Origin of the sequence: Phormidium tenue FACHB-1052 (genome assembly GCF_014696675.1) — a bacterium.
Taxonomy (GTDB): domain Bacteria; phylum Cyanobacteriota; class Cyanobacteriia; order Phormidesmidales; family Phormidesmidaceae; genus Nodosilinea; species Nodosilinea tenuis_A.
The window spans coordinates 199,672-215,553 of record NZ_JACJQN010000011.1; the positions used below are offsets into that span (position 1 = coordinate 199,672).

Genomic DNA, 15,882 nt, shown 5'->3' on the forward strand with positions numbered 1-15,882 from the left:
TCTTCCTTGTTGATGGATGAATCTCCGCCGAAAAGTCGATTTTATTCAGGTGGGTTAACAACTAACGTTTTAAGCATGGTTCAGTAGAACTAAATCGGCTGTTAGCTTCTATTGAGTAGTGACTTTTAGCAAGGAATATAGTCAATATGAATGTTAACGAAAGGAATAACCAAAGACTGGATCCAAACCATGATCCAGATTATAAATTGACGCCTGAGCACAAGCCAAATCCTGATAGCAACCCAGACCCGATCACTGGAGAGCATGGCGCTCGTCCCGTGGGTACAGGGGTTGGTGCAGCAGGCGCAGGCGCAGTAGGCACCGCTGTTGGGGTTATTGTTGGTGGCCCAATTGGGGGTGCTGTAGGGGCTGTGGTCGGCTCGGTAGCCGGTGGTTTGCTGGGTAAGGGAGTGGCTGAGACCCTAGACCCCACAGTTGAAGACGAGTATTGGCGCCATAACTATGCCACCCGTCCCTATGTAGAGACTGACCATAGCTATGAAGACTATGGCCCTGCCTATCGCGTTGGCTATGAAGGTTATTCAACTTACTCGAAACAGGGATTGTCTTACCAAGATGCTGAGCCTCATCTGAGACAAAGCTATGAGCAGCATGGTACCCATCGTTTGGGCTGGGATAAAGCAAGGCACGCTAGCCAGGATGCATGGCATCGGCGTGAGCAGAACGTTTCTAACAACGACACCAGCTTCAAATAAGCGCTAGCTGCGATCGCTACACAACACAATTGCGGAGTTCAAAGATTGATTTGGACGCCGCAATTTGTTTATCTGCCAGCGAAATAGGTTTAGGAAAAGCCGCAGAACGTTATGCTTTGCGCAGCCAAATCTAAGCAGGCAGCTTGACAACGAAGGTGGTGCCTTTGCCTGCTGCGCTTTCAATTTCGATTGTCCCTTGGTGGGCTTCAACGATATTCTTGGCTAGGAATAGCCCCAACCCCCAGCCGGTCTTTTCCTCGGCAGAGGGAGTTCGACGAAATTGCTGAAAGAGAATAGATTGCGTGTCTGGGGGAATAGGGGGGCCTTGATTGTGAATGGTCAGGCAAATGTGGTCATCAGTTTCGCAAAGCTTGACCGTAACAGGCGTATCTGGATCGCCGTATTTCACGGCGTTGCTGGCTAAGTTTTCGATTACTCGCCGAATTTGCTTGCGGCTGCATCGGCTTGTGATGCTTGAATTTGAGACGACGACAAAACGATCCCCGTAGGTAAAGTTCAAATCTTCGACAATATCTTTGATCAACTGATGAAGGTTGCATTCCTCAAATTCTAGGTTTAAGCCTTGGCCTGCCCGCAACCGGCTCGCATCAAGCAGGTTTTGAATCATGGCATCCATGCGATCGATGGCGCTGATCATTCTTACGGTGATATCAAGATGGGCATCGCCGCGTTCAAATCGGCGCAAAATTAGCTGCGTGCCCATCTTAACGATATTAACCGGCCCTCTAAGGTCGTGGGTTAACGTCACCATAAACATTTCCTGAATGTCCCTTAGCGTATCAGAAAACTGTGTAGCAGCATCGTTAACGGCTTGCTCAATGGAGTCGATAATGATGTCGCGCTCTCTTATCTCTAAAGGAGCTTCCTCTTCTAAAACTTGGAAAATGACCTGACGCAGAATATGGTATTCCAAAATGAGTTGGCTGACGGTGTAGTCAGCATAGCCGGCGCGCTCATGGCCATGCTGCTTGCCAACGTGGGTGCTTTTTAGCTTAGTGGTTTGAATTTGGGCAGAGGTTTTGTCAGATTGATCTGAGATTGCATCAGCTAAGTGATTTAGATAAAGGGGCAAAGAGTTTCGCAAAGCCAGCGAATTTTGATGAATCGATGCACTTAGTTCGTCGCGGGTGCGTATTTCCCATATCTCCAGAATTTTTTTAGAATTCTGCTTGAGACGTTCAGAAACTGAGTTCGGTATTGATGATTCTGAGGATGGGGAGGTAGGCATTCCGGCACGGGCTAGGAAATAAAATATCTCAACGGTTATATCAGGTAAATTTGCAACAATTCATCACCCATTTGATAGAAGGTGTCGTTAGCAAGTTGATGAACTGCCTATAGGCTTCGATGCAGAGTATGGAGAGATACAATGAGCGAGTTGAGTGCCAATGCGATCGCTTTGAATACGCTTTTTGTAATTTAAAGCTTAAAAGAAACAGCAGGAAAATCCAATAGTCGTAAAATTTGTGTTGTCGCTGTTGTGCAGCAGGTTGGCAAAATCCGTGATGGATTTTTTAGGCTTAATGCTAGGTGCCTGTAATATTTTGAACCCGCGATGGTTTGGAATGTGGGGGGCGATCGCTGCCCTTACCTTGGTTGCTCTCGGCCTTGCGACGGGTTTCGCAAAAATCTATCCTAAGACTGATGATTGCCCCGTTTGCATTCGTGAGTAGAGACCATTGTGGGATGCTGGGTAGCATAATGATCTGAACGAGCAACTGTGGGAAACGAGTGCAGCGTTGGGAGGGCAGGGCGATCGTCGCCTCCTACGGCAAACTCCACAGCGCATGCCATACAAATAAATGGTAGACAAACCCCTTAGACGAATTGGTATTATCTTTGACTCGCTGGCTAAGCGCATTGCCTTGGCAGCCCCGCAACCCGTTCCGATCTCGTCTGGGGGTCAGGCGCTTTCGCTGAAGTGGTACCTCGTTCTATTGGTCGCGGGGACGTTGCTGCCGGTGGTGCTGTTTGCTGCCGCAGTTGTGTTGAGGCTGTCAAACCAGGAGCAGGCGGCATCGGAGCGGCTGATGCTGCGAGAAGCTCGCAACCTGGCCTCAACCGTAGAAAGTGAATTTTCAAGTACAACCCGAACGCTCCAGGCCCTAGCGGCCTCTGAGCAGCTTTATCAAGGCAATCTCGACAGCTTTCACAGTGAGGCCAAGCGCCTCACGGCAACGCAGCCGACTTGGTTGACCACCATGCTGCTGGCACCTGATGGGCAAGAATTGCTAAACAGTAGGCACGCCCTGAGCCGGCCCCTGCCCTACACCCATGAGCCGAAGAGCCTAGAGCGGCTGATTGCAACCCGTCAGCCTACGGTAGGTGATTTAGGGCAGGGGCAATTGGGGCATAACTTTACGTTTCCGGTGCTCGTACCCATCATCCAGCAGGGGAGTTTACAGTACATTCTGACGGCTGTGATTACGCCTGAGACCCTGTCTAAAGTGGTGGTCGCTCGCATTCCGGTCGAAGGAGAGTGGACGCGCACCATTGTCGATGGTGAGGGTATTGTCGTCGCTCGCACCCGCAATCCTGAACGCTTTGTGGGAAAGCCTGGCACACCCTCCTTCTTGCAGCGCGTTGGGGCAGCTAAGGAGGGCGTCTATCGGGACACTAGCCTAGAAGGAAACCAGGTGTATGTCGCCTTTAGCCGAGTTCACAATACTCCTTGGACGGCGGCAGTCACGGTGCCAGTTGATGTGATTCAACGGCCTGTGCAACGGGCGATGTGGTTGGTGATTGGGCCGGGTTTAGCGCTGCTTTTGGTCAGTGGCGTGGGGGCTTTTTTGCTGTCGCGCCAGATTTCTCGCAGCATTACTAAGGCGGCTTTGGCGGCAGAAGCGCTGGCCAACGGTGAGCCGCCGCAGGTGAGCACGCTTTCCATCCGGGAGATTGTTTTGCTGGGGCAATCGCTAGAATTTGCGGCCAATTTGCTGTCGCAGCGAGAGCAAGAGCGCACCGAACACCTCCTGCGGGCAGAATCCGCTAGAGAAGAAGCGGAGGCGGCCAATCGCATTAAAGATGAATTTTTGGCGGTGCTTTCCCATGAGTTGCGCACCCCCCTAAATCCTATTGTGGGGTGGTCTAGTCTGCTGCGCACGGGCCGGTTAGACCCCGAAAAAACAGCATTTGCCCTAGAGGCGATCGAGCGCAATGCTAAATTGCAAACCCAGCTGATTGAAGATCTGTTAGACGTTACCCGCATTATGCAGGGCAAGCTCAGCTTCAACATGATGGCGGTTAATGTCGGGACGATTGTTGAAGCCGCGATCGAAACAGTGCGACTAACCGCAGAAGCAAAGTCGATTACTATTCAAACTGATTTAGATCTGACGGTGGGGCAAGTTTTAGGCGATCCCACCCGGCTTCAGCAGGTATTTTGGAATTTGCTCAGCAACGCGATTAAATTTACGAGTGAGGGTGGTGACGTGATGATTCGGCTGTCGAGGGTTGGCACCCAGGCTCAGGTGCAAGTCAGCGATAGCGGCAAAGGCATTCATCCCGATTTTATCGCCCATGTATTTGAATATTTTCGTCAGGAGGATGGCAAAACTACTCGCAAGTTTGGCGGGTTGGGGCTGGGGCTGGCGATCGTGCGAAATCTAGTGGAGCTGCACGGTGGCACTGTGCAAGCAGAAAGCCCTGGAGAGGGCCAAGGGGCAACGTTTACCGTGAGATTGCCGCTGTTGGAGCGGTGAGGGGGAATGCGATCGCACAATGCACCCTAACACAGCAAAAGAACGAAAATAGAAGAGCAAAACAATGCTCGATAGGCTTGAAATCAAACATATGAGCGACCTCCCCAGACCCGTCGCAGTCTTAGCCTCTGAAGCTCCGCTGCGAACGAGACCGTCACTTTACCCAGAGCCCTTTGCCTCTAAAATGGCGGGTCGTGAAAAGCGACCTTTGGGTAGTATCTTTGGGTTGTCAAACTTTGGTGTTAACTATGTGACCTTAGCCCCCGGTGGGGTTTCAGCATTGCGCCATGCCCATGCCACTCAAGATGAGTTTGTTTACGTTATTTCGGGACAGCCCACGCTAGTGACTAACGCTGGCGAAACCTTGCTGCAACCGGGTATGTGTGCTGGGTTTAAAGCAGGTGATGGCGACGCCCACTGCCTCGTCAATCAAACCAGCGAGGATGTGGTTTATCTGGAAATGGGCGATCGCAGCCCCAACGACCGGGTTTTGTACCCCGATGACGACATTGAAGCGGTTCTCACCCCAGATGGCCAGTGGCAATTCAACCACAAAGATGGTTCGCCTTACTGAGCTAAGTCAAGCTTGAAGCTTTCTAAGCGCTAGGGCTGAGGGCTTTCTCATCGGTTTTGCCTGCGATCGCCTGCTCGGCCATGGCCCTCAGTCGCTGGATGCGATCGTCGGTGGACGGGTGGGTCATAAACAGCGTCATCATCCCTTCCTTGGAGAGGGGGTTAACAATGAACATGGCCGAAAAGGCCGGATTGCCGTGGATAGGTACCTTTTGCCCCATAGATTCCAGAGTCTCTAGCGCCCGCACCAGGGCCAGGGGGTTGCCGGTGATTTCGGCGGCTCCGGCATCGGCGGCAAACTCTCGCGTTCTCGAAATCGCCATACGCAGCAGCCCAGCGGCAAAGGGCGCAATCACCAGCAAAAACAGAATGGCGATGGGGTTGTTGCCGCGCCGCCCACCGGCCCGCGCCATGGGAAAGTAGAGCGCTCCCAGGGTGAGAATGCGGCCTAAAAAGGTGAGCGACCCGGCCAGGGTGCCTGCCACCGCCTGAGTGAGGGTGTCGCGGTTGCGCACGTGGGTGAGTTCGTGGGCGATGACGGCATCGAGTTCGTCGTCGGGCAGCAGGTCAATGATGCCTTTGGTTAGGGCGATCGCCGCATGATTGGGATCCCGCCCGGTAGCAAAGGCATTGGGCGACTCCGAAGGCACCAGGTAGAGCGCGGGGGTGGGAATGTTGGCGCGATCGCTCAGTTTTTCGAGCCGCGCATACAGCTCAGGAGCCTCGTCGCGGGGTGTGGGCTGGGCCTTAAAGGCCGCCAGCGCCGCCTGGTCAGAGTAGTACCACGAGCCAAAGCTGCTCACCGCCGCAAAGCCCAGCCCGTAGAGCAGGCCCGTCTCGTTACCGACTAGCAGGTAGCCCGCCAGCACAATCAACCCGCTGAGCAACGCCAACAGCGCAAAGGTTCTGAACAGATTCATGCCAGCCATAGATCGCCCCTCAGGCCATGGTGTGTGTCCTCCAGCATCTCAGAGGTGGCTGCGGCTGAGGTCTACCCAGGGAAAGACATTTGCTCGGCGAGCACCTCAGCCCTGGAGTATGGCCCGATCGTGGGCTAAACCGGCGAATCGATCAGTCCCGGATGGTCTTGGGGACGAGGGCCAGAGGTATCCCAAAAGAAGCGGCGTTCTTCTGCGGCGATGGGGCGATCGTTGATGCTGGCTTCGCGGCGGCGCATCAGGCCGTTTTCGTCGAACTCCCAGTTTTCGTTGCCGTAGGCGCGGTACCACTGACCGGCGTCGTCGTGCCACTCGTATTGAAAGCGCACCGAGATGCGGTTGTCGCCAAAGGCCCAGACTTCTTTAATCAGGCGGTAGTCGAGTTCTTTATCCCACTTGCGGCGCAGAAAGGCGCGGATGGCGTCGCGGCCCTGGAAGATTTCGGCTCGGTTGCGCCAGTGGCTGTCTTCGGTGTAGGCCAGGGCGACGCGATCGGGGTCGCGGCTATTCCAGGCGTCTTCGGCCATGCGGGCTTTGGCGATCGCAGTCTCTAGCGTAAAGGGCGGGACGATGGGCGTGGGCATAGGGGTGGGGAAATGGGGGGAAAGAAGAACGAAAAAGCGGAGAGATAGGAAAGGGGCGTTGCTGATCAGCAGTATGATTTGCCCCCCTAGCCCCCCAATTCTGGGGGGAACCAGACGACTTCAAAGTCCCCCAAAATTGGGGGGTTGGGGGGCCGATGCAGCAACTGTTGCTTTTGCAAATTCATTCCTCAATTCAGCAACGCCGAGATAGGAAAGGCTGTTAGCGATCGCCAACAGCCCAGAGATTGTGAGTCAGGACGCGTAACTGGGGTCTACCACTTTTTGTAGGGCAAGAATTTGCCGTTCATGATCACTTTGACGCGATCGCCCTTTGGGTCTTCAACCTTTTCGATATCGAGGGTGAAGTCAATGGCACTCATGATGCCATCGCCAAACTTCTCGTGGATCACGGCCTTCATCGGCATGCCGTAGACCTGCATAATTTCGTAGAAGCGGTAGATCAGCGGGTCGGTGGGAATGACGGGGTCGAGGCCGCCTTTGACGGGGAAATCAGTCAGCGCCTCAATGAGGGAGGCGTCGGCACCCAGCGCTTCGATGATTTTGGCGGCTTCTTCGACGGAGGCGCTAGCTTGGCGGTAAAAGACAGAGGCGATCCACACTTCGTCGCAGCCAATTTTGGCTTCGAGGTCGGCAAAGCTGAGGCCAGCGGCTTTTTTAGCGGCCAGAAGCTTTTCGGTAATGGAAGAAACGGTCATGCTCAAGTCCTCTTTTCTGGCTAATTGCATTGAGAAAATTTTTGCAGTCTAGACTTCGAGAGTTGGGGAAATGGAGTTTTGAGTGTTGAGTTTTAAGGGCTGAATTCAAGTCTTTCACTCAAAGCTCAACACTAAGAATTCAAAACTCTCCCTTCTCTATCCACTTACTCGCTCCGCCTCCACCGCGCGGGTTTCACGAAACAGATGACTCTCCATCTCGGCTTTGAGGCCAGAGTAGGCGGGGTGCTGCTGGATGGTTTCGCGATCGCGGGGCCGAGGAAAGGGCACCTCCAAAATCTCGTCGATGCGGGCGGCGGGGCCACGGGTCATCATGACGATGCGATCGCTCAGCAGCAGGGCCTCTTCGATGCTGTGGGTGATCATGATTACGGTCTTGCGCTGCTGTTCCCAGATGCGCTCGACCTCTTCTTGCAAGAAGCCTCGGGTGAGGGCGTCGAGGGCACCAAAGGGTTCGTCCATCAGCAACATCTGCGGGTTGATGGCCAGGGCGCGGGCAATGCCGACCCGCTGGCGCATGCCGCCCGATAGCTCGTGGGGGTGCTTGCGCTCGGCCCCGGTGAGGCCCACTAGCTGAATGTGCTCTTTGATGATGCGATCGCGCTTTTTGGCCGAGATCTTGGGGTCTACCGTTTCCACGGCAAATCGCAGGTTTTCTTCCACCGTCATCCAGGGCATCAGGGCGTAGTTTTGAAAGACCATGCCCCGGTCTGGCCCCGGCCCGGCGATCGGGGCACCGTTGAGCAAAATCTCGCCCCCCGAGATCGGGCTCAGGCCCGCAATCATATTCAGCAGGGTCGATTTGCCGCAGCCGGAGGGGCCGATGATCGACACAAAGGTATTGGGCTCGATGTCGAGGTTGATGTCTTGAATGGCAACAAAATCGCGGCGGGCTTTGCCGGTGAGCTTGCTGAACAGGTCTTTTTTGCCGGGGAAGACTTTGGCTACATTGCGAATCGACAGCTGGGCTGTCGATGACCGGGTACCGACGGGATCTATTACGTTCAAAGGGACAGCACTCATGAGTTTCGACCAAATGCAACAAATTTTTCCAGGGCGGCAAACAGGCTATCCAGCAGCAGCCCCGTCAAACCGATAATGAAAATAGCCACCAAAATATTTGGGATTGACAGGTTGTTCCACTCGTTCCAGATGAAGTAGCCCAGGCCCGTGCCCAGCAGCATCTCCGCCGCCACAATCACCAGCCAGGCAATGCCCATGCTGATCCGCAGACCCGAGACAATATTCGGCAGCGCCGCCGGAATAATCACCTTGAGAATGGTACGCAGGCGCGAGGCTCCCAGGGTTTTGGAGACATCCAGGTACTCTTGGTTGACGTTGGCCACCCCAAAGGTGGTGTTGATCAGCGTCGGCCAAATGCTGGAGATAAAGATGATGAAAATGCCGGTTTTCTCGGAGTCGCGCAGCAGGTAAAGGCCCAAAGGCAACCAGGCCAGGGGCGAAATCGGCTTGAGCAACTGCACGTAGGGATTAAACGCCTTAAATGCCACCGGCGAAATGCCGATCAAAATCCCCAGGGGCACCGCCACCAGCGACGCGGCAATGTAGCCGATCGCCACCCGCCGCAGGCTGATCAGCAAATTCCAGCCGATGCCCAGGTCGTTGGGGCCGTTGCGGTAGAACGGGTTAGTCACCCACCACCAAAATTCTTTGATCGTTTCGGTGGCGGTGGGCACGCCCTTCACAAACCAGCCCGATTTCGCGCCAATTTCCCAAAAAAGCAGAAAAATGCCGAGGGAGAGCATAAACAGCGCGAATGCTCTCACGTTCTCGTTTTGCCAGAGCGGTGTCTGCCGCTCCGCTACGTTCAATCCAGGCGTGCTGTGACTCGCTGCCATATTCATACCTCCTAAAAACTGCGCCGATCGCGGTTCCACCGACCCCGCCCGGCCCTAGGCTAGCGGTGGAACCCAGGTTTGGGCCTAGAGCAACTTACTTACCAAACTGGTCGATCTGGCTTTTGACATAGTCTGCCGATGCGGTCGGGTCAAAGGTGTCAAAGGCGAGGGTTTCGGTGCGATCGGTTTCGAAGGGGGGTTCTTGGCCTAGCTCAAGGGCCAGCTCGCGGGCCAGATCGGTTAAAAAGACCTCTGCCCCCACCTGGTCGATGTCGCTATTGCTCACGGTGGCGGCGGTGTTGCCCTCACCCAGTAGCTCCCAGCGCACCAGCTGCGATGAGATCCACTTGGCAAAGCTCTGCCAGGGGTAGGGCTCAAAGCCGATGCGATCGGGCACCGAGAGGGTGTTGCCCTGGCCATCGTCAAAGTTGCCGGTGAGCACCGCCTCAACCACTTCTACGGGCTGGTTTAAAAAGGCGCGATCGGAGATGGCGGCGGCAATTTCAGACCGATTGGCGGGGTCTTGGGCGTAGGCCGCCGCTTCGATGATCGCCTTATTCAGCGATCGGAAGGAGTTGGGATGGGCGGTAATCCAGTCGTCACTGGCGGCAAAGGCGCAGCAGGGGTGGCCGTCCCACAGGTCTTTGGTGAGCATGTGAATGAACCCGGCCTCTTCATACACCGCCCGCTGGTTGAATGGGTCGGGCATCAGCATGGCGTCGATGTCGCCTGCGATCAGCTGGGCGATGCTGTCCGGCGGGGGCACAGGGCGAATCTGCACATCCACGTCGGGGTCAAGGCCGCCCGATGCCAGGTAGTAGCGCAGCAGCAGATTGTGCATCGAGTAGGGGAAGGGCACCCCAATCACAAAGCCTTTAAAGTCGGCGGGGCCTTCGACATTGCCCAGGTGGCGCTGAGCGACGGTAATCGCCTGGCCGTTGACGTTTTCGATGCTGGCCAGCTTGACGCCAAAAGCAGCGGAGCCCAGGCCCAGGGTCATGGCAATGGGCATGGGGGCCAGCATGTGGTAGGCGTCGAGTTCGCCTGCGATCGCCGAATCCCTCACGGCACCCCAGCTCGGCATCTTCACCACCGAGGCGTTGAAGCCATACTTTTCGTAGAAGCCCAGCGGCTCCGACATAATGATCGGCGTCGCGCAGGTAATAGGGATAAAGCCTACCTGAATGTCGGTCTTCTCCAAGCTGCTGGTGTCAATGGGGGCAGCGGTGTCTTCGGCCACTGGCTCCTCACTGCCACCCGCGCAGCTCGCCAGGGTGACCAGGGCGGCCCCCAGCGCCATATTTTTGAGAAACTCACGGCGGGTTGCGCCGCTGTTACGCACCGAGTCGGCAAAGAACAAACCCGCCTGGGGGCCAAAGGCCGCCGCGAAAGCATTTTCTAGCCCGCCCGCCTGCTCACACAGCGCCAAAATCAGTTTTTCGCGCTTGGGGTCGTTGCGGCCCACGCGCTTGAGAAACAGCGCCTTGCGTAGCTCGTAGGTGTTGACGGTGTCGGCGGCGCGCAGCTGGTTTTGCTTATAGACCCCCATTTTCACCAGATCATCGACCATATCGACCGGATCCTGGGGCATGGTTTCCATAAACCGCGAGTGGTCGCCCGTGAAATGCACCGTGCCGCAGTCTCGACAGGGGCGACCGGGCCACATCAGGGAGGGTGATGTGCAACTCAAACTGCCCCAGTCGTTGAGCGACTTTGCTACTGCTGAAATGACCATAAACAGATGGTTGAACGCGACAAAAACCTTTCCCCAATCACCTTGAAAACCCAACTGAGCAACGTAGGCAAAGAGGATTTGACTGCTGCTGTTGCCCTACTCTTATCTGCAAGGTTAGATCAAGTTGTTAGACAGATTATCAAGTCCCAACGAAAAACGCACTGGAGCAAGTTTTGCATATAGTAGGACTTTCTTTTGGAATTAGTTTTAGGTTCAAAAACAAGTACTAATCTGTTAGTTCTGATACAGAAATTCGTCTCCATGTCTGGGGAGAAACGCCGTGGAACTGACGAAATTGGCGGGTGAAATAGCCCGCATCGCTATAACCTGAAGCTTCAGCAATTTGGCGAATGCTCTTGGCAGTGGTGGCCAGCAGAGTTTTCGCCTCGGCCATGCGGCGTTCAATAATCCACTGCTTAACCGTGCGCCCGGTGTGTGACTGCACCAAATTGGTCAGATAGGCCGGGGAATAGCCCGCATTCTGGGCCACATCATTGAGGGTAATTGGCTGTCGGTAGTGGGCTTCAATAAAGCAAAAGACGTTGGCTAGCCTGGGGTCAGTGGGAAAGAGATGGGTTGATGGGGGTGTTGGGAAGGGTTCCTGAGGGCGGCTTTCTCCATCGGTGTAAAGCTCTGAGAGCTGCTCTTGGCGGTGCAGGCGGCTGTTGATGGCGGCCAAAAATTGCTCAACGGTGCAGGGTTTGGTCAAGTAGTCGTCAGCCCCTAGCTCCATGCCTCGGCGCAGGTCGGCCATGGTGACCTTAGCGGTGAGAAAGATGAGGGGAATCAGCGCTGTCTGTCTGGTTTTGCGTAGGGCCGAGAGCACCGAATAGCCATCCATATCGGGCATCATGATGTCGCAGACGACCAGGTCGGGGGTGTGCTGCTGGGCCATGGCTACCCCGGTGGTACCGTCGCTGGCCCCCACGGCACAAAACCCCTCAAACTCTAAGCATTTGAGAAAAAGATGGCGAGTTTGGGCCTCGTCTTCGATAATGAGAATAGTCTTCACACGCATTCTCTTTTTTAGGTCGGTGGCGCAGGCTAGGGTGGTTTAGGTACTAGGTTCTTTTGCTCAAATTGATTGTCAAAATTTATTGGGCTAAGCAATATTAATACAGCTCAGATCAGTATTAAAACCAGACTGTAATTCAGAAAAACTCCGAGCTTAGATCGCAGATGCTTACCGCTACTATTGAGAATAGTTAATGGCTCCACAGTTCTGTAGTAAACCTTGGGGGAACGGGCCGTTGTATAGGGTGATACTTTCTTCCTGGCCGACGGGATGGCCGAGGGGTTGACCTTTCCCTGGGACTGGCAAGATATTTATGGCGATCGCGAACCCTTAAATGACCCAAACCTACTGGCTACCCCCGAGAGCGGCGGCTGCCCCCACTGCACCCCTGGGGCAGATAGAGCACCTGCGCCGCCAGCACCAGCTGATTCTCAATGCCGTGGGTGAGGGCATCTACGGGCTGGATGTCGCAGGCAATGTCACCTTTGTCAACCCCGCCGCTGCCGCCATGATTGGCTGGTCAATGGAGGAGTTAGTTGGCCAGTCAATGCATGCGGTGATGCATCATTCCCTGGCCGATGGTCGCCCCTACCAGCGGGAGGCATGCCCGATCTACGCCGCATTTCAGGATGGCAGCGTGCGGCGGGTGATCAACGAGGTGTTTTGGCGTAAAGACGGCAGCAGCTTCCCGGTGGAATATATCAGCACCCCGATGCGCGACGAAGAGGGTCAGCTGATTGGCACGGTGGTCACCTTTCGCGACATCACCCAGCGGCGCTGGGCCGAGGAGATCTTGCAGCGGGCCAACGAGGAGCTGGAGCAAAAGGTGCAGGAGCGCACCGCCGAGCTGCAAACCGCTAACCAGCAGCTGCGACAGCTCAGCGACCTGCGATCGCGCTTTGTCTCGATGGTCTGCCACGAGTTTCGCAATCCGCTCAACAACATTGCTCTGACGGTGTCATCGCTCAACCGCTACGACACCCAGCTGCGCCCCGACGAAAAAACCGACTACCTGCTCACTATCAACGCCAACGTCGAGCGCATGACCCACATGATCGACGACATTCTGGTGATCGGCAAGATCGAGGCCAAGGTGCTAGAGGTCAACCCTAAACCGCTCGATCTAATGGCGTTTTGCCAGGATCTGCTGGCTGAGGGCGACTACCGGCGGCCCCAGGCCCCGATTCAGTTTGGCTGCCGCAGTCGCCAGGTGCTGGCCTGCCTTGATGAGCGGCTGCTGCGATCGATCCTCAACAACCTACTGTCAAACGCGATTCGCTACACCCCAGGCGATCGCCCCATCTGGCTCAAGCTGATCAAGCAGCGGGGTCAGGTCATCATCAAGGTACAAGACGAGGGCATTGGCATTCCGGCGGGCGATCGCAGGCAGCTATTTGAGCCCTTTCACCGGGGCCAAAACGTCAGCAACATTCCCGGCACGGGGCTGGGCCTGAGCATTGTCAAGCAGTTTGTGCAACTCCAGCAGGGCACCATCAAGGTCACCAGTCGGGTGGGTGTGGGCACTACTTTCACGGTTAGCCTGCCAGCATAGTGGGTTTACTGAAGAAGTAGCAGACCACCTAGGCTGAGTGATTCGTGTCTGGATCCGCTATGCCTCTGCTGGAGGGCGATCGCCTTTTCAGCGCCGAATGGGCTGGCCTGTGCCACAATTAGCGCCGTGTGATGGAGGGATGACATTGTGACACAGCAGTCAGGCAAGGGCCTTTTACTGGTCGCGATGGCCTTATTGGGGCGATCTTTGACCCTCGCCGGGTTGGTTGGGGTGGGCCTGCCGATGCTGCCGGTCTTGGCCCAGGCCGACACCTCCTCCGGGCAACCGGCTAGCGCCGCCGCTCTCTCCGACAACCTAGAGCTCTACCTCGACCTCACGGACAATGCCGAGACCGAGAGCTTTCCCCTGATTCCCACCGCCGAGCCGTCGCCCGCACCCCGCCCCGGACGGCGACCCACTCAAGTGCCGTCGTCGCCGCCGCTGCCCCCTTCCCAGCGGCCCAGGGTGGTTCAGCCTGCTCCGTTAGACAGTGGCCCAGGCGACTCGCCCAGCCCCATCTCGGGCGACCCCGCCGAGCAGATTGCCCCGGCGGTGATTGAGCTGTCGCCTACCGGACGACCCCCCAACCCGGTGGTGTTTTTGGCCATGCAGCAGGAGCTCAAGAACCTGATTGGCCGCTTTGAGAGCGCCCTGATTATGGCCAACTCGCTGGATGCGCCCACGGCGCTCACCCTGCCCGATCGCCCACCCGTGCTTACCGCTGCTGCCGACCCGGTCAATGTGGCCGGGGGGCGCGGGGCCGATCTGCACCCTACCTTAGGCGAGGCCCAGCAGCTTTTAAACGATTGGGATGGGCTGCTGGCGGCGGGCAAGCATGGGGAGGTGCGCGATCGCTGGCTGGCCAGCCGCACCGCCCTGTGGGACAACTTTCCCACCGATCGCCCCATCAACCAGGGTGAGCTTCGCGCCGTGTGGCTCGATCGCGGCACCATTGTGCGGGCCAGGTCGCCCCAGGGGCTGAGCGCCATCTTCGACAAGCTGGCCGCCGCCGGTATCAACACCGTCTTCTTTGAAACCGTGAATGCGGGCTATACCATCTACCCTAGCCAGGTGGCTCCCGAGCAAAATCCCCTCACCCAAGGCTGGGATCCCCTCGCCGCCGCCGTAGATTTGGCCCACCAGCGGGGCATGACCCTACACGCCTGGGTGTGGGTGTTTGCGGCGGGCAACCAGCGCCACAACCGCCTACTCAACCAGCCCGCTGCCTATCCCGGCCCGCTGATTTCCCGGCACCCCAGCTGGGCCGCCTACGACAACAGCGGCAGCCTGATTCCCCGTGGGCAAGACAAGCCGTTCCTAGACCCGGCTAACCCCGAGGTGCGCAGCTACCTGACCCGGCTGATGACCGAAATCGTCACCAACTACGGGGTCGATGGTCTGCACCTCGACTACATTCGCTACCCCTTTCAAGATCCTGGGGCCAACCGCACCTACGGCTATGGCGAAGTCGCCCGCTGGCGCTTTCAGAGCATGACCGGCGTTGACCCTGTCACCATTAATCCTCGACCTGACAGTGCCCTCGATCGCAACCAGCGCATTCAGCAGCAGGTGCTCTGGGAGCGCTGGAACGAGTTTCGCGTCCAGCAGGTCACCTCGTTTGTGCAATCCATCTCAAGCACCCTGCGGCGGCAGCATCCTCACCTGGTTATGTCGGCGGCGGTGTTTGCCAACCCCGAGCACGAGCGTTTACAGCGCATTCAGCAAGACTGGGGAGCCTGGGCCAGAGCCGACTACCTCGACTGGATTGTGCTGATGAGCTACGCGGAAGACACCAGCCGCTTTGAGCGCATTGTTTCCCCCTGGCTGGTGAATGAATCCTTTGGCTCAGCCCTGGTGATTCCGGCGATTCGGCTGCTGAACCTGTCGAATTCTGCCACCCTCGACCAAATGCAGGCCAGCCGCGACCTGCCCACCCCCGGCTATGCCCTATTTGCCGCCGCCGATCTCAATACTGAGCTAAACGCCGTGCTAGCCCAAACCCAGAGCGGCAGACCGCCTGGCCCCACCACTCCCTATGCCATGGCCGCTAGCCGCTACGCCGCTCTCCAGCGCGAGTGGAGCTGGCTGCTGAGCCAAGATCGCCTCTGGATGGATCGCAATGCCCTAGAACCCTGGATCAGCGCGGTCAATAGTCTAGGTCATGAGTTTGACGCCCTGGCCCAAGAGCCATCGCGGCGCAATCTAGAAACGGTGAAAGTCGAACTGGCTAGGGTGCGTAGCTCGGTGAACCAGGGGATGTTGGTGGATACAGCAAATAGTGGCTACAGGCTGCGATCGTGGCAGCATCGGCTAAGGGCGATCGAACAGCTGCTAGAGCATGGAGAGAAAACTCATACCAAATCCGAATAGCATACCCCCGAAATAATTAGGCTAGTCAAGCGGGCCACCAGTGATAGTTGGTCAAGGCTTTAATCTCGGCTTGCATCGACAGCA

The 15,882-nt window shown here is 56.5% G+C and carries 13 protein-coding genes; 5 read left to right on the forward strand and 8 right to left on the reverse strand.

Features of this window, described 5'->3' with window-relative positions:
* Positions 1-146 precede the first annotated feature (146 nt).
* Positions 147-716 (forward strand): hypothetical protein, encoded by a 570-nt coding sequence (locus H6G07_RS16275; RefSeq protein ID WP_242026822.1) that lies wholly within the window; start codon positions 147-149, stop codon positions 714-716.
* A gap of 130 nt (positions 717-846) precedes the next feature.
* On the opposite strand, the gene H6G07_RS26480 is transcribed toward H6G07_RS16275, so the two are convergent.
* The gene (locus tag H6G07_RS26480; RefSeq protein WP_139297064.1) at positions 847-1,965 is read right to left on the reverse strand and encodes a sensor histidine kinase; all 1,119 of its coding nucleotides are present in this window, start codon (positions 1,963-1,965) and stop codon (positions 847-849) included.
* Positions 1,966-2,539: 574 nt separating this feature from the next.
* Here H6G07_RS26480 and H6G07_RS26935 point away from each other — a divergent pair.
* Positions 2,540-4,438: a sensor histidine kinase gene (locus H6G07_RS26935; RefSeq protein ID WP_073609023.1), complete on the forward strand. Its 1,899-nt coding sequence runs from the start codon at positions 2,540-2,542 to the stop codon at positions 4,436-4,438.
* A 250-nt stretch (positions 4,439-4,688) separates the two neighbouring features.
* Positions 4,689-5,012 (forward strand): cupin domain-containing protein, encoded by a 324-nt coding sequence (locus H6G07_RS16290; protein ID WP_280522654.1) that lies wholly within the window; start codon positions 4,689-4,691, stop codon positions 5,010-5,012.
* 22 nt (positions 5,013-5,034) lie between these two features.
* On the opposite strand, the gene H6G07_RS16295 is transcribed toward H6G07_RS16290, so the two are convergent.
* From H6G07_RS16295 to H6G07_RS16325, 7 genes are all read right to left on the reverse strand, one after another.
* Complete coding sequence (locus tag H6G07_RS16295) at positions 5,035-5,940, reverse strand: M48 family metalloprotease (RefSeq protein ID WP_073609021.1); 906 nt, start codon at positions 5,938-5,940, stop codon at positions 5,035-5,037.
* Positions 5,941-6,065: 125 nt separating this feature from the next.
* The gene (locus H6G07_RS16300; protein ID WP_073609174.1) at positions 6,066-6,533 is read right to left on the reverse strand and encodes a nuclear transport factor 2 family protein; all 468 of its coding nucleotides are present in this window, start codon (positions 6,531-6,533) and stop codon (positions 6,066-6,068) included.
* Positions 6,534-6,805: 272 nt separating this feature from the next.
* On the reverse strand, positions 6,806-7,249 hold the full coding sequence (cynS, locus tag H6G07_RS16305) for a cyanase (protein ID WP_073608851.1): 444 nt from the start codon (positions 7,247-7,249) through the stop codon (positions 6,806-6,808).
* A 156-nt stretch (positions 7,250-7,405) separates the two neighbouring features.
* Positions 7,406-8,275, reverse strand: a complete 870-nt coding sequence (locus tag H6G07_RS16310; RefSeq protein WP_242026823.1) for an ABC transporter ATP-binding protein — start codon at positions 8,273-8,275, stop codon at positions 7,406-7,408.
* 11 nt (positions 8,276-8,286) lie between these two features.
* Positions 8,287-9,126 (reverse strand): nitrate ABC transporter permease, encoded by an 840-nt coding sequence (gene ntrB, locus H6G07_RS16315; RefSeq protein WP_073608849.1) that lies wholly within the window; start codon positions 9,124-9,126, stop codon positions 8,287-8,289.
* 94 nt (positions 9,127-9,220) lie between these two features.
* On the reverse strand, positions 9,221-10,861 hold the full coding sequence (locus H6G07_RS16320) for an ABC transporter substrate-binding protein (protein WP_073608848.1): 1,641 nt from the start codon (positions 10,859-10,861) through the stop codon (positions 9,221-9,223).
* A 226-nt stretch (positions 10,862-11,087) separates the two neighbouring features.
* A complete protein-coding gene (locus H6G07_RS16325; RefSeq protein WP_084173219.1) occupies positions 11,088-11,873 on the reverse strand; it encodes a response regulator transcription factor in 786 nt (261 codons plus the stop codon).
* A gap of 337 nt (positions 11,874-12,210) precedes the next feature.
* On the opposite strand from H6G07_RS16325, the gene H6G07_RS16330 reads away from it, so the two are divergent.
* Together H6G07_RS16330 and H6G07_RS16335 are read left to right on the forward strand one after the other, a co-directional pair.
* Positions 12,211-13,428, forward strand: a complete 1,218-nt coding sequence (locus H6G07_RS16330) for a PAS domain-containing sensor histidine kinase (RefSeq protein WP_073608846.1) — start codon at positions 12,211-12,213, stop codon at positions 13,426-13,428.
* Between the two features lie 147 nt (positions 13,429-13,575).
* Entirely contained in the window at positions 13,576-15,798 is a 2,223-nt protein-coding gene (locus tag H6G07_RS16335) for a glycoside hydrolase family 10-like protein (protein WP_199312150.1), read from the forward strand.
* Positions 15,799-15,882 lie beyond the last annotated feature (84 nt).